This window comes from Pseudomonas sp. NY15181 (assembly GCF_048068055.1).
Taxonomy (GTDB): domain Bacteria; phylum Pseudomonadota; class Gammaproteobacteria; order Pseudomonadales; family Pseudomonadaceae; genus Pseudomonas.
In genome coordinates, this window is sequence record NZ_JBLUPT010000015.1 from 45,105 (window position 1) to 58,106 (window position 13,002).

Genomic DNA, 13,002 nt, shown 5'->3' on the forward strand with positions numbered 1-13,002 from the left:
AGGCCTCGGCCTGGACAGTCGGCGCGTCAGCGCGCCTTGCAACCTCGGCCGATGAGATCATTGCTCTCGACCCAGTAGATCAGTCCCTGCTCGCCGGTGATGCTGAATCCGACCAGTCCGTCACTATAGAAAGCGCCAGCACCGCCGGGTTCCTCCTCCAGGTGATGAACCACGTCATCCTCGCCCAGGCGCAGGTCGACTACCGACTTGCTGACATCCACGTAACGCCAGATGACTTCGGCCTGGCTGTCGCAGGTCCAGCGATTCCAGCCTGTTTCCTTGCCGCCGGCACCACCGGACGAATGGCTGGAGCATCCAGCGACCAGTGACAGCGCGAGGGCCGGGACTACATAACGCAGCATCGGGCAACTCTCCCTTGAGGCGGCATACCCGCCGAGCATCCAATGTGCCAGCTTGCCCGGCCTACAGCAGGAACGCCAGCGCCGCCCACGATCAGACGGGGGCGGCGCTGTGCGGATGGGAGCGCGTCGACTGATCGACGGCTTCCGTCGGCGAACGCATCAGGCCTTGGCGCGCTGCTCCAGCACTTCGACGGCCGGCAGGACCTTGCCCTCGACGAACTCGAGGAAGGCGCCGCCACCGGTGGAAATGTAGGAGATCTGCTCACCGATGCCGTACTTGTCGATGGCCGCCAGGGTGTCGCCACCGCCGGCGATGCTGAAGGCGGAGCCTTCGGCAATGGCCTTGGCCAGGGTCTTGGTGCCTTCGCCGAACTGGTCGAACTCGAACACGCCCACCGGACCGTTCCACAGGATGGTCTTGGAGGTCTTCAGCAGCTCGGCGAACTGGGCGGCGGTCTTTGGGCCGATGTCCAGGATCATGTCGTCGTCGGCCACATCAGCGATGTCCTTGACGGTAGCAACGGCGGTCTCGGAAAATTCCTTGGCAACCACCACGTCCACCGGCAGCGGAACGCTGACCTTGGCGGCGATGGCCTTGGCGGTGTCGACCAGGTCCGCCTCGTACAGCGACTTGCCGACCTTGTGGCCTGCCGCGGCGAGGAAGGTGTTGGCGATGCCGCCGCCGACGATCAGCTGGTCGCAGATCTGCGCCAGGCTGTTCAGGACGTCGAGCTTGGTGGAAACCTTGGAGCCAGCGACGATGGCCGCCATCGGGCGCGCCGGGTTGCCCAGGGCCTTGCCCAGGGCTTCCAGTTCGGCGGCCAGCAGCGGGCCGGCCGCGGCGACCTTGGCGAACTTGGCTACGCCGTGGGTCGAACCCTCGGCGCGGTGGGCGGTGCCGAAGGCGTCCATGACGAACACGTCGCACAGGGCGGCGTACTTCTGCGCCAGCTCGTCGGCGTTCTTCTTCTCGCCCTTGTTGAAGCGCACGTTCTCGAACAGCACGACTTCACCCGGCTTCACGTCGACGCCGCCCAGGTAGTCCTTGACCAGCGGCACGGCGCGGCCCAGGGCCTTGGACAGGTAGTCGGCCACCGGCTGCAGGCTGTTCTCTTCGGAGTATTCGCCTTCGGTCGGGCGGCCCAGGTGCGAGCAGACCATTACCGCCGCGCCCTTCTCGAGGGCCAGCTTGATGGTCGGCAGCGAGGCCAGGATGCGCGCGTCGCTCTTGACCACACCGTCCTTCACCGGAACGTTGAGGTCTTCGCGGATCAGTACGCGCTTACCTTGGAGGTCGAGGTCGGTCATCTTCAACACGGTCATGACAGTCAGTCCTGTTGGGGCTGTTTGATTAACGTTCAGTAGCGGCGACGCGCAGGAAGTGGCCTGCTGTGTCGAGCATGCGGTTGGCGAACCCCCACTCGTTGTCGAACCAGGCCAGCACGTTCACCAGGCGGGGGCCGGAAACGCGGGTCTGGCTGCCATCGACGATGGCCGAGTGCGGGTCATGGTTGAAATCGCAGCTGGCGTGAGGCAGTTCGGTATACGCCAGCAGGCCTTTGAGCGGGCCTTCGGTGGCGGCCTGGCGCAGCACGCGGTTGATCTCCTCGGCCGATGTGTCGCGGGAGACCTGCAGGGTGATGTCCAGGGCCGAGACGTTCACCGTCGGCACCCGAATGGCTTTGGCCTGGATTCGCCCGGCGAGTTCCGGCAGCAGGCGTTCGATGCCGCGCGCCAGACCAGTGGACACCGGGATCACCGACTGGAAGGCCGAGCGCGTGCGGCGCAGGTCTTCGTGGTGGTAGGCGTCGATTACCGGCTGGTCGTTCATCGCCGAGTGGATGGTGGTGATCGACACGTACTCGATGCCCAGTGCTTCGTTCAGCAGCTTGAGCAGCGGCACGCTGCAGTTGGTGGTGCAGGAGGCGTTGGACACCAGCTTCTCGGCGCCGGTCAGGCCCTGCTGGTTGATGCCGAACACAACCGTGGCGTCGATGTCCGTCTCGCTGGCCATGGGCTGGGAGAACAGCACGCGCGGCGCGCCGGCAGACAGGAAACGTTCGCCATCGGCACGGGTGTGGTAGACGCCGGAGCATTCCAGCACCAGATCGACGTCCAGCGCGAGCCAGTCGATGGCCTCGGGCGTCGCCTCGCGGAACACCTTCACGCAGTCGCCGCCGATGTGCAGGCAGCCGTCGTCCACGCTCACCTCGCCGGGGAAGCGGCCGTGGGTGGAGTCGAAGCGGGTCAGGTATTCCAGGCTGGCCAGATCCGCCAGATCGTTCAACGCAACGATGGAGAAGTCAGCCTTGGCGCGGCGCTCGTGCAGGGCACGGAACACGCAGCGGCCGATGCGGCCGTAGCCGTTGAGGGCAACTCGGTAAGGGCGCTTGGACATTGTTATCCCTTGGTGATCTTCATAGGAGCAAGCCTGCTCGTGAATCGAGCGAAGCGTTTTCGCGAGCAAGCTCGCTCCTACAAGAACCGCGATCAGGCGTCGAGCAGCTCGGCGGCCACTTCCAGCAGGTTATCGACGGTGAAGCCGAAGTGCTCGAAGAGGGCGGCGGCCGGAGCCGATTCGCCGAAGGTGGTCATGCCGATCACGCGGCCTTCCAGGCCTACGTACTTGTACCAGTAGTCGGCGTGGGCGGCTTCGATGGCGATGCGCGCACCGACCTGCACCGGCAGTACGGCCTGCTTGTAGCCGGCGTCCTGCTGGTCGAACACGCTGGTGGACGGCATGGAGACCACGCGCACCTTGCGGCCTTCGGCGCTGAGTTTGTCGAAGGCCTGCACGGCCAGGCCGACTTCGGAGCCGGTGGCGATCAGGATCAGTTCCGGCTCGCCGTCGCAGTCCTTGAGCACGTAGCCACCGCGGGCCACGTCGGCCAGCTGGGCGGCGTCACGGGCCTGGTGCGGCAGGTTCTGGCGGGAGAACACCAGCGCGGACGGACCGTCGGCGCGCTCGATGGCGTACTTCCAGGCCACCGCGGACTCCACGGCATCGGCCGGGCGCCAGGTGTCCAGGTTCGGGGTCAGGCGCAGGCTGGCCAGCTGCTCGATCGGCTGGTGGGTCGGGCCGTCTTCGCCCAGACCGATGGAGTCGTGGGTGAACACGTACAGCACGCGCTGTTTCATCAGGGCGGACATGCGCACCGCGTTGCGGGCGTATTCCATGAAGATCAGGAAGGTCGCGCCGTAGGGGATGAAGCCGCCGTGCAGGGCCACGCCGTTCATGATGGCGCTCATGCCGAACTCGCGCACGCCATAGAACATGTAGTTGCCGCTGGCGTCTTCGGCGCTCACGCCCTTGCAGCCCTTCCACAGGGTCAGGTTGGAGCCGGCCAGGTCAGCCGAGCCGCCGAGGAATTCCGGCAGCAGCGGGCCGAAGGCGTTCAGCGCGTTCTGGCTGGCCTTGCGGCTGGCGATGGTTTCGCCCTTGTTGGCGACATCGGCGACGTAGGCCGCGGCCTTCTCGGCGAAGTCGGCCGGCAGCTCACCCGCGACGCGGCGCAGGAATTCGGCGGCGAGTTCCGGGTGCGCGGCCTGGTAGGCGGCGAAGCGCTGGTTCCACTCGTTCTCGTGGCTGGCGCCGGCTTCCTTGGCGTTCCACTCGGCATAGATCTCGGCCGGGACTTCGAACGGTGCGTGGTTCCAGCCCAGCGCGGCGCGGGTGGCGGCGATTTCGTCGTTGCCCAGCGGAGCGCCGTGGCACTCTTCCTTGCCCTGCTTGTTCGGCGAGCCGAAGCCGATCACGGTCTTGCAGCAGATCAGGGTCGGGGCGTCGCTCTTGCGGGCGGTGTCGATGGCGGTCTTGATCTCGTCGGCGTCATGGCCGTCGACGTTGCGGATCACCTGCCAGCCGTAGGCTTCGAAACGCTTCGGGGTGTCGTCGGTGAACCAGCCTTCGACCTCGCCATCGATGGAGATGCCGTTGTCGTCGTAGAAGGCGATCAGCTTGTTCAGGCGCAGGGTGCCGGCCAGCGAAGCCACTTCGTGGGAGATGCCTTCCATCATGCAGCCGTCGCCCAGGAAGGCGTAGGTGTAGTGGTCGACGATGGCATGGCCGGCGCGGTTGAACTGCGCGCCCAGCACCTTCTCGGCCAGCGCCATGCCCACGGCGTTGGCGATGCCCTGGCCCAGCGGGCCGGTGGTGGTCTCGACGCCTACGGTGTAGCCGTACTCCGGGTGGCCCGGGGTACGCGAGTTGAGCTGGCGGAAGTTCTTCAGGTCGTCGACGGTGACGTCGTAGCCGGTCAGGTGCAGCAGCGAGTAGATCAGCATCGAGCCATGGCCGTTGGACAGCACGAAGCGGTCGCGATCGGCCCACTGCGGGTTGCTCGGGTTGTGCTTGAGGTAGTCGCGCCAGAGCACTTCGGCGATATCCGCCATGCCCATGGGGGCGCCGGGATGGCCGCTGTTGGCTTTCTGGACGGCGTCCATGCTCAGTGCGCGGATGGCATTGGCTCGCTCACGACGGCTGGGCATCGCTGAATCTCCTGCGGGGGCTGCTTCGAAAGATCGAAGGGATGAAAAAGGCCAGCATTTTCGCCCAGCCAGGCCCTGTGGGGCAATGACAGATCGGCAGAAGGCTGATGCAGGGCACCCGGCCGAACCGGCCAACTGATCAAAAACCGCCCATCCGGCAATATCAAAACTTTTTGATACAGCTATTGCCCACACTTTGACCCACGACTAGACTGCGCGACCTATGAGCCTGCGCCTGCCCGAAATCCGCCACGACGACTGCGACCAGCTGGCTGCCCTGTGCAAGGCTGGTGGCGACCCGCTGCGGCTGAACGTGCTGCGCGCCCTGGCCAACGACTCGTTCGGCGTGCTGGAACTGGCGCATATCTTCGGCGTCCGCCAGTCGGGCATAAGCCACCACCTGAAGGTGCTGGCCCAGGCAGGGCTGGTGGCCACGCGGCGCGAAGGCAACGCGATCTTCTATCGCCGCGCCCTGCCCCAGGCCGACAGCCTCGGCGGCACGCTACACGGTGCGCTGCTCGAAGAGGTCGACAGCCTGGTGTTGCCGATCGATGTCAGTGAGCGCATCGCCAGCGTGCATGCCCAGCGTGCCGCGGTGAGCCGCACCTACTTCGCCCGCAGCGCGGAGAAGTTCCAGGCCACGCAGGACCTGATCGCAGGGCTGCCGCAATACCGCGAAAGCGTACTGGCGCTGCTCGACGCACTGAGCTTCGCCCCCGGCGCCACGGCGCTGGAAGTCGGCCCCGGCGACGGCGGTTTCCTCCCCGAGCTGGCCCGGCGCTTCGATGAAGTCACCGCGCTGGACAACAGCGCGGCGATGCTCGACATGGCGCGGCAACGCTGCGTCAGCGAAGGTTTGAACAACGTCCGGCTACGGCTGGCCGATGCCCTGCAGGACGCCGACGACGCGGCGGACTGCGTGGTACTGAACATGGTGCTGCATCACTTCGCCGCACCGGCGGAGGCCCTGAAGCAGCTGGCGCACCTGGTCAAACCCGGTGGCAGCCTGCTGGTAACGGAACTCTGCAGCCACGACCAGAGCTGGGCCCGCGAGGCCTGTGGTGATCTCTGGCTGGGGTTCGAACAGGAAGACCTGGCCCGTTGGGCCGATTCCGCGGGGCTCGCGCCCGGCGAAAGTTTGTACATTGGTTTACGTAATGGCTTTCAGATCCAGGTGAGGCACTTCGCCAAACCGGATTCGCGAAGCGTCCTCACCCACCGGTAAATGATAGGAACCGTTAGATGAGCGAATACTCTGTTTTCACCTCCGAGTCCGTCTCCGAAGGCCACCCCGACAAGATCGCGGACCAGATCTCCGATGCGGTGCTCGACGCCATCATCGCCAAGGACAAATACGCCCGCGTGGCCTGCGAAACCCTGGTGAAGACCGGTGTCGCGATCATCGCCGGTGAAGTCACCACCTCCGCCTGGGTCGACCTGGAAGAGCTGGTGCGCAAGGTCATCATCGACATCGGCTACAACAGCTCCGACGTCGGCTTCGACGGCGCCACCTGCGGCGTGCTGAACATCATCGGCAAGCAGTCGGTGGACATCAACCAGGGCGTCGACCGCGCCAAGCCTGAAGACCAGGGCGCCGGCGACCAGGGCCTGATGTTCGGCTACGCCAGCAACGAAACCGACGTGCTGATGCCCGCGCCGATCTGCTTCTCCCACCGTCTGGTGGAGCGCCAGGCCGAAGCCCGCAAGTCCGGCCTGCTGCCGTGGCTGCGTCCGGACGCCAAGTCCCAGGTCACCTGCCGCTACGAGAACGGCAAAGTGGTCGGCATCGACGCCATCGTGCTGTCCACCCAGCACAACCCGGAAGTCAGCTACAAGGACCTGCGCGAAGGCGTAATGGAGCTGATCATCAAGCACGTGCTGCCGGCCGAACTGCTGCACAAGGACACCCAGTTCCACATCAACCCGACCGGCAACTTCGTGATCGGCGGCCCGGTGGGCGACTGCGGCCTGACCGGCCGCAAGATCATCGTCGACTCCTACGGCGGCATGGCCCGTCACGGCGGCGGCGCCTTCTCCGGCAAGGACCCGTCCAAGGTCGACCGTTCCGCAGCCTACGCCGGCCGCTACGTGGCCAAGAACATCGTCGCCGCAGGCCTGGCCGAGCGTTGCGAGATCCAGGTGTCCTACGCCATCGGCGTGGCCCAGCCGACCTCCATCTCGATCAACACCTTCGGCACCGGCAAGATCAGCGACGAGAAGATCGTCCAGCTGGTTCGCGAGCACTTCGACCTGCGTCCGTACGCGATCACCAAGATGCTCGACCTGCTGCACCCGATGTACCAGCCGACCGCGGCCTACGGCCACTTCGGTCGCAACCCGTTCGAAATGACCTACGGCGACGACACCTTCACCGCCTTCACCTGGGAGCGCACCGACAAGGCCGCCGCCCTGCGTGACGCGGCCGGCCTGTAAGGTCCGTCCTCGGAAAAGCCCCGCCTCGGCGGGGCTTTTTCGTTTCCAGCGTCCGACACAACGCGCCGAATAATCCGCGCCCTCCTCGGCATCGCCCTCCCTGGGCAGCCTCTAGGCTGACGGTCTCCTCGCAGCACGGACGCTCGCCATGCCACGCCTGATCCTCGCCCTGGTGCTTTGCCTGCCGCTCACCGCCCCCGGCTGCCCGCAATGGACGCCCGAGCAGGCCGCCCATGAAGCACAGGCCCTGCAGACCCAGCTGGCGCAGTGGGAGGACGCCTATCACCGACAGGGGGCCTCTCCCGTCTCCGACGAGTTGTACGACCAGGCTAGGGAGCGGCTACGGCAATGGAGGGACTGTTATCCACAGCTCCCGACAACCGTCGATGCGCCACTGGCCAGCAGTGCCGGTGAAATTCGCCATCCGGCGGCCCATACCGGTCTCGACAAACTCCCGGATGCCGCAGCGGTGCGCGAGTGGCTGGCCAACCGCAGCGACCTGTGGGTACAACCCAAGGTCGACGGCGTCGCGGTCACCCTGGTTTATCGGGATGGGCAACTACACCGGGCAATCAGCCGTGGCGATGGCAGCAAGGGGCAGGACTGGACGGCTAATGCGAGGCAGATTCCCGCGATTCCCCAGCAATTGCCCGGCGAGCGCGGCCGGCTGGTGCTGCAGGGCGAACTCTACTGGCGCCTGCCGCAGCACGTTCAGGCCCGCCAGGGTGGCCAGGGCGCGCGCGGCAAGGCCGCCGGACTGATGGCGCGCAAGTCGCTCGGCAGCGAGGGCCAGGGCATCGGCCTGTTCGTCTGGGAGCTGCCGGACGGCCCGCTGGAGATGCCGGAGCGCTTGCAACGGTTGAGGCAACTGGGCTTTGCTGACAGCGCCGAGCTGACGAAGCCGGTCGCCGGATTCAGCGAGATCGAAGCCTGGCGCGAACGTTGGTACCGGCAACCGCTGCCCTTCGCCAGCGACGGCATCGTCGTCCGCCAGAGTCGGCGCCCTCCGGGCGAGCGCTGGAGCGCACGGACACCGGGCTGGGCAGTGGCCTGGAAGTATCCGCATCGACAAGCGCTGGCCGAAGTCCGCCGGGTCGAATTCAAGATCGGGCGCAGCGGCCGGGTAACGCCCGTGCTGCACCTGGAACCAGTGGAGTTGGACGGGCGCAGCATCCAACGCGTCAGTGCCGGCTCCCTGAAGCGTTGGCGCAGCCTCGACATCCGGCCCGGCGACCAGGTCGCCATCACCCTCGCCGGCCTGACCATCCCGCGTCTGGACGGCGTGGTCTGGCGCTCGCCAATGCGCAGCGACGTCGCAGCGCCAGCGGACGGACAGTACGGCGCCCTGACCTGCTGGCAACCAACGGCGGGCTGCGAAGAGCAGTTCCTTGCTCGGCTGGAATGGCTCGGCGGCAAACAAGGGCTCGCGCTGTCCGGCGTGGGCCCGGGCACCTGGCGGCGCCTGCAGGAAGCCGAACTGCTGCCGGGCATGCTCGACTGGCTGACGTTGACACCCGCTCAGCTGTCGCAATTGCCCGGCCTGGGCGAACGCAGCGCGCAGAACCTGCACCAGCAGTTCCAACTGGCCCGCCAGCGCTCATTCACGACCTGGCTGCGTGCGCTCGGCGCGCCCTCTGTCGACGCCCTGCCGGCGGGTGAAGACTGGACCGCCCTGGCCGCCCGCAGCGCGGAGCAGTGGCAGACGCTGCCGGGCATCGGCAAGGTGCGCGCCGCCCAGCTGGAAAGCTTCTTCAGCGCGCCGGACGTCATGCAACTGCGGCAACAACTGCATGACGTCGGCATCGCCGGTTTCTGAAAGACTCAGCGCATGCGGAACGCTTCCTGGTGGAAGCGGCCGCGTGGCATGCCCTGCCGGCGCAGATCACGCCGCAGCAACTCGGCCAATCCCTGCGGGCCGCAGAACCAGACGCTCGGCCAGCGCCCCTGGGGGCCGGGCTGGAGTTCGAGATCGCTGGCCTGCAGATGACCTTCGCTCTCGCTGTAGTGGATGCGCAGGTCGATGCACGGCAACACCCTGCACAGCTCACGCAGGCGACCCGCGTAGATCGCGTCCGAAGGGGCACGCACGCAGTACAGCAGGGTCACGTCCGGGCAGTCTTCGGGCTTGCCCTGCAAGGACTCCAGCCAGGCGAGGAACGGCGTGATACCGATCCCGCCGGCGATCCATACCTGGCGCCCGCCCTTGTCACGGCGGAAGTCGAAGCGGCCGTAGGGACCTTCCACTTTCACCGGGTCGCCCACCCGCAGGCTGTCCTGCAGGCGCTGCGTGTAGTCGCCCAGCGCCTTGATGCTGAAGCGCACCTCACCATTGCCCTGATCGGCGGACGACAGGGTGAAGGGATGCTGACCTTCCAGGCGGTCGTAGGTCAGGAAGGCGAACTGCCCGGCGCGATGCCGCCAGCGCCCCTGCAGCTTGCAGGTGACTTCCAGCATGCGCTCGCCGGGACGCTCGACCGCCACCACGACACCTTCATGGGTGCGCTTGCGACCGATCCGCCCGCCCAGCGACCAGAGCGCGCACAGGCTGCCCACGGCCGCACAGACCGCCACCAGCCAGCCGATCGGCTGCGCCCAGTAACCCGCCGGCGCCAGCACTACGGCATGGAAGGCCAGCACCAGGTAAACCACCGCGAGGGTTTTGTGCACGTAACGCCACAGGTGGTAGGGGAAGCGCTGCCAGAGCGTGATCACCAGCATCGCCGCCAGCAGCCAGGCGGACCATTCACCCAGGTCCTTGGCCGAGCCACGGAAGACGTCGAGGAACGTCTCCACCCGCGGCCCCTTGGCCGGCTTGGTGAAGAACTCCGCGAGCAGCGGCCCGCCCAGCTCCATCAGGTAGTGCAAGAGACCGAGCACGATGGCGAGGATGCCCGCCCACTTGTGCGCCTGGTACATGCGGTCCAGCCCGTCCAGCGGCCGCTCCAGCCACGCCGGACGCACCGCCAGCAGCAGGATGAGCGACATCAGGGCGAAAGCCGCGACACCGGTGAACAGGATGGCCTGCTTGCGGATGACCCAGATGTCCAGGGTGGCCGGCGGGTCGAGCAACAGGGCCAGGCCAAAGACCGCCGCGACGGCGGCCAGGATGATCCAGATGAGTTTCATGGCGGTCCTCCCAGACTGCTTTTCCAAGCGGAAACTGAAGGATTCCTCTGAATCATCCCTTAATTTCGTAAGGGATCTATCCCATGACTGGCCATGCCATGACACAGGTCAAGGGCTGGGCAATCCCGGCAAGCCGCGCGCAGAATGAACACCCTCCAGATGCTTCGTGACCGACCATGCGCCTGCGTATCCTCTCCGACCTTCACCACGAACATTTCCCAGGTGGCCGTACGCTGCCCGAGGCGTCTGCCGATGTGGTGATCCTCGCCGGCGACATCCACGAGCACCTCCAGGGGCTGCACTGGGCGCGCGAGGCGTTTCCCGACACCGAGATCGTCTACGTCGCTGGCAACCATGAGTTCTACCACTCCGACCTGCCGGAGCTGACCCAGGCCATGCGCAACCTGGCGCGGGCGCTGGATATCCATTTCCTGGAGAACGACGCCGTCGTGCTGGGGGACGTACGCCTGCTCGGCGCGACCCTGTGGACCGACTTCCAGCTCTACGGCGAACGCAGTGCGGAACTTGCCTTCGAACAGGCGCGCCTGCTGATGCCGGACTTCCGTTGCGTGGATTACTTCACCCAGCCCTTCACCCCGGAAATGAGCCGCGACCTTTGCGAAGCCTCCTGTGAATGGCTGGCGACCGAGCTGGCGCAGCCCTTCGCCGGCCGCACCGTGGTGGTCACCCATCACGCGCCCTGCGGCCGCTCGATCCCCGAGCCCTATGTCGGCGACAGCCTGTCGCCGGCCTTCGCCTCGGACCTCGAATCCCTGGTGGAGCGCTGCGACCTGTGGGTGCACGGGCATGTCCACGAGCGGGTCGACTACCGCATCGGCAATGCCCGGGTGGTGGCCAATCCCGGCGCCTATCCGGGAGAGGACAGCGGCTTCGATCCGCGCTGGGTGATCGACCTCTGAGCCTCAGTGCGGCAGTTCGCTGAAGAACCGCCAGATCTCCGCCGGGCCGTCCAGGTCCGGATCGGCCAGCCCCAGCAGGCGCGGCGGTCGATACACCGGCTGGGGCAGCAGGTGCCCGCCACCGTGCACCGTCACCAGCTCCACCGGCGCCGCGCCAGCCACGCTCCAGCGTTGCCGTTCCGTCCAGATCGGCCCGACCGAGGTCAGCCGGTCCAGGTCAGGCTGGCCGCTCTGGCCATTTCGCCGCGCCAGCTCCAGGGCGGATTCCTCCGCCGACAGCACTCGTCCCCGGTTGCCGAAGCCGAACAGCGTCACCACGCCACCCGCATAGGGGTTGATCGGGTCTCGCGTGCCATTCATCAACAGGGTTGCCTTGGGTTGCTGCGCGGACTGACAGGCGTCGTTGTCCGCGCTTGGCAGACTGGCGGCGACGGCGGCCACGCCATCGACCTTGTCGGCGGCTTCGGCCGCCATGCGCAGCGCCATCTGCCCGCCATTGGAATAACCGGCCACGAAGACCCGCGCGGGGTCGACCCTGCGCTCGCGCTGCAGGCGCACAATCATCGCCGAGAGGAAACCGACATCGTCGATGTTCAGGCGCCGCGCACTGTAGGTGGCGGCCTTGCGGCAATCGTTCCAGTGACCCTCGACCCCGTCGGGGTAAAGCACCAGGAAACCGTCGCGGTCCGCCAGCGCATCGAAACGATAACCGCTGTCACGGCGCATCCGCTCGCCGTTGCTCATGGAGCCGTGCAGCACCACCAGCAGGGCCGGCCGCTCGGCAAGCTGGCGCGGCGCATAGAGCACATAGCTGCGCCGCCGTTCAGCCAGGCGGATCGAGGAGTCCTCGCTGGTCCCGCTCAACGCAGGCCGCTGCCTCAGCTCCCCCGGCAGGTACCACCAGGCGCCCACCAGCAGCAGCGTCACGAGCAACGCGATGAGCCCCTGCACGACGCGAATTGCGATACGCATGGCGTCTCTCCTCGCCCGCTCCACGGGCTTCGTGAACGTCGGCCTTGTTCCAGGACATCACGCGCGGTGCCACTCCATGACAAACTCTAGCCGTCACATTCGAACGTCTTAGTCTTTGGTAACCCAGGAATCCGAAAATGTTCCGAAGCTCTGCCCTGATGGCCACCCTCCTCTCCCTCGGCTGCACCACGCCGCTGCTGGCCGGCGAACCGCTGACCGGCTGCGCCGCCAAGCAGGACGCCATTGAACGCCAGCTCGAAGAGGCCAAGGCCCACGGCAACAGCAACCAGGTCGCCGGCCTGCAAACGGCGCTGGAAAAGGTGAAGACCTACTGCACCGACGCCAGCCTGACGCAGGAGCGCAAGCAACGGGTGCTGGATGCGGAGCAGGAGGTCAGCCAGCGCGAAAAGGACCTGCGCAAGGCAATGGATAAAGGGGACGCGCAGAAGATCGAGAAGCGCAAGAACAAGCTGGCCGAGGCCCGCGCTGAACTGGAGCAGGCCAAGCGCGAATTGGAGGAGTGATACGCAGGGCGTGCAACCGTTCGCGGCTGTACGCCGATACACCTCACCCTGTCGTCGGCGCCAGGGCTGAACCCGGAGCCGCCCCGGGACCTAGGCCAACCGGCGTATAACGCGGAGCGTTATGCGCCCTACGCTCCGGATATTCGTAGGGAGCTGTGAGCGATCCCCAGATAATCC

General features: G+C 66.5%; 11 protein-coding genes. 5 read left to right on the plus strand and 6 right to left on the minus strand.

What is annotated here, in order from left to right; genetic code table 11:
• Positions 1-26: 26 nt before the first annotated feature.
• From ACNFBT_RS25530 to tkt, 4 genes are all read right to left on the minus strand, one after another.
• Positions 27-362, minus strand: a complete 336-nt coding sequence (locus tag ACNFBT_RS25530) for an MliC family protein (protein WP_416753496.1) — start codon at positions 360-362, stop codon at positions 27-29.
• Positions 363-521: 159 nt separating this feature from the next.
• On the minus strand, positions 522-1,685 hold the full coding sequence (locus ACNFBT_RS25535) for a phosphoglycerate kinase (RefSeq protein ID WP_416753497.1): 1,164 nt from the start codon (positions 1,683-1,685) through the stop codon (positions 522-524).
• 28 nt (positions 1,686-1,713) lie between these two features.
• Positions 1,714-2,760 carry an erythrose-4-phosphate dehydrogenase gene (gene epd / locus ACNFBT_RS25540; protein WP_416753498.1) on the minus strand — a complete coding sequence of 349 codons (1,047 nt, stop codon included), beginning with the start codon at positions 2,758-2,760 and terminating at the stop codon, positions 1,714-1,716.
• 92 nt (positions 2,761-2,852) lie between these two features.
• Entirely contained in the window at positions 2,853-4,850 is a 1,998-nt protein-coding gene (tkt, locus tag ACNFBT_RS25545; RefSeq protein ID WP_416753499.1) for a transketolase, read from the minus strand.
• Between the two features lie 223 nt (positions 4,851-5,073).
• Between tkt and ACNFBT_RS25550 the strand changes: the two genes are divergently transcribed.
• The 3 genes from ACNFBT_RS25550 to ligB all read left to right on the plus strand — a co-directional run bounded on the left by ACNFBT_RS25550 (position 5,074) and on the right by ligB (position 9,099).
• Positions 5,074-6,075 (plus strand): ArsR/SmtB family transcription factor, encoded by a 1,002-nt coding sequence (locus tag ACNFBT_RS25550; RefSeq protein WP_416753500.1) that lies wholly within the window; start codon positions 5,074-5,076, stop codon positions 6,073-6,075.
• Between the two features lie 17 nt (positions 6,076-6,092).
• On the plus strand, positions 6,093-7,283 hold the full coding sequence (gene metK, locus ACNFBT_RS25555) for a methionine adenosyltransferase (protein WP_275609001.1): 1,191 nt from the start codon (positions 6,093-6,095) through the stop codon (positions 7,281-7,283).
• Between the two features lie 148 nt (positions 7,284-7,431).
• Positions 7,432-9,099, plus strand: coding sequence for an NAD-dependent DNA ligase LigB (gene ligB, locus ACNFBT_RS25560; RefSeq protein WP_416753501.1), 1,668 nt, complete (start codon positions 7,432-7,434; stop codon positions 9,097-9,099).
• A gap of 5 nt (positions 9,100-9,104) precedes the next feature.
• On the opposite strand, the gene ACNFBT_RS25565 is transcribed toward ligB, so the two are convergent.
• On the minus strand, positions 9,105-10,409 hold the full coding sequence (locus tag ACNFBT_RS25565) for a ferric reductase-like transmembrane domain-containing protein (protein ID WP_416753502.1): 1,305 nt from the start codon (positions 10,407-10,409) through the stop codon (positions 9,105-9,107).
• A gap of 176 nt (positions 10,410-10,585) precedes the next feature.
• On the opposite strand from ACNFBT_RS25565, the gene ACNFBT_RS25570 reads away from it, so the two are divergent.
• On the plus strand, positions 10,586-11,329 hold the full coding sequence (locus ACNFBT_RS25570; protein WP_416753503.1) for a metallophosphoesterase: 744 nt from the start codon (positions 10,586-10,588) through the stop codon (positions 11,327-11,329).
• Between the two features lie 3 nt (positions 11,330-11,332).
• On the opposite strand, the gene ACNFBT_RS25575 is transcribed toward ACNFBT_RS25570, so the two are convergent.
• The gene (locus ACNFBT_RS25575) at positions 11,333-12,301 is read right to left on the minus strand and encodes an alpha/beta hydrolase family esterase (protein ID WP_416753504.1); all 969 of its coding nucleotides are present in this window, start codon (positions 12,299-12,301) and stop codon (positions 11,333-11,335) included.
• Between the two features lie 137 nt (positions 12,302-12,438).
• Here ACNFBT_RS25575 and ACNFBT_RS25580 point away from each other — a divergent pair, with 137 nt between their 5' ends.
• A complete protein-coding gene (locus ACNFBT_RS25580; protein ID WP_416753505.1) occupies positions 12,439-12,825 on the plus strand; it encodes a DUF1090 domain-containing protein in 387 nt (128 codons plus the stop codon).
• Positions 12,826-13,002: the final 177 nt, after the last annotated feature.

Excerpts from the sequence above, each read along its gene's own strand:
- ACNFBT_RS25530 (WP_416753496.1), bottom strand. The coding sequence starts at position 362 with ATGCTGCGTTATGTAGTCCCGGCCCTCGCGCTGTCACTGGTCGCTGGA.
- ACNFBT_RS25535 (WP_416753497.1), bottom strand. The coding sequence starts at position 1,685 with ATGACCGTGTTGAAGATGACCGACCTCGACCTCCAAGGTAAGCGCGTA.
- epd (WP_416753498.1), bottom strand. The coding sequence starts at position 2,760 with ATGTCCAAGCGCCCTTACCGAGTTGCCCTCAACGGCTACGGCCGCATC.
- tkt (WP_416753499.1), bottom strand. The coding sequence starts at position 4,850 with ATGCCCAGCCGTCGTGAGCGAGCCAATGCCATCCGCGCACTGAGCATG.
- ACNFBT_RS25550 (WP_416753500.1), top strand. The coding sequence starts at position 5,074 with ATGAGCCTGCGCCTGCCCGAAATCCGCCACGACGACTGCGACCAGCTG.
- metK (WP_275609001.1), top strand. The coding sequence starts at position 6,093 with ATGAGCGAATACTCTGTTTTCACCTCCGAGTCCGTCTCCGAAGGCCAC.
- ligB (WP_416753501.1), top strand. The coding sequence starts at position 7,432 with ATGCCACGCCTGATCCTCGCCCTGGTGCTTTGCCTGCCGCTCACCGCC.
- ACNFBT_RS25565 (WP_416753502.1), bottom strand. The coding sequence starts at position 10,409 with ATGAAACTCATCTGGATCATCCTGGCCGCCGTCGCGGCGGTCTTTGGC.
- ACNFBT_RS25570 (WP_416753503.1), top strand. The coding sequence starts at position 10,586 with ATGCGCCTGCGTATCCTCTCCGACCTTCACCACGAACATTTCCCAGGT.
- ACNFBT_RS25575 (WP_416753504.1), bottom strand. The coding sequence starts at position 12,301 with ATGCGTATCGCAATTCGCGTCGTGCAGGGGCTCATCGCGTTGCTCGTG.
- ACNFBT_RS25580 (WP_416753505.1), top strand. The coding sequence starts at position 12,439 with ATGTTCCGAAGCTCTGCCCTGATGGCCACCCTCCTCTCCCTCGGCTGC.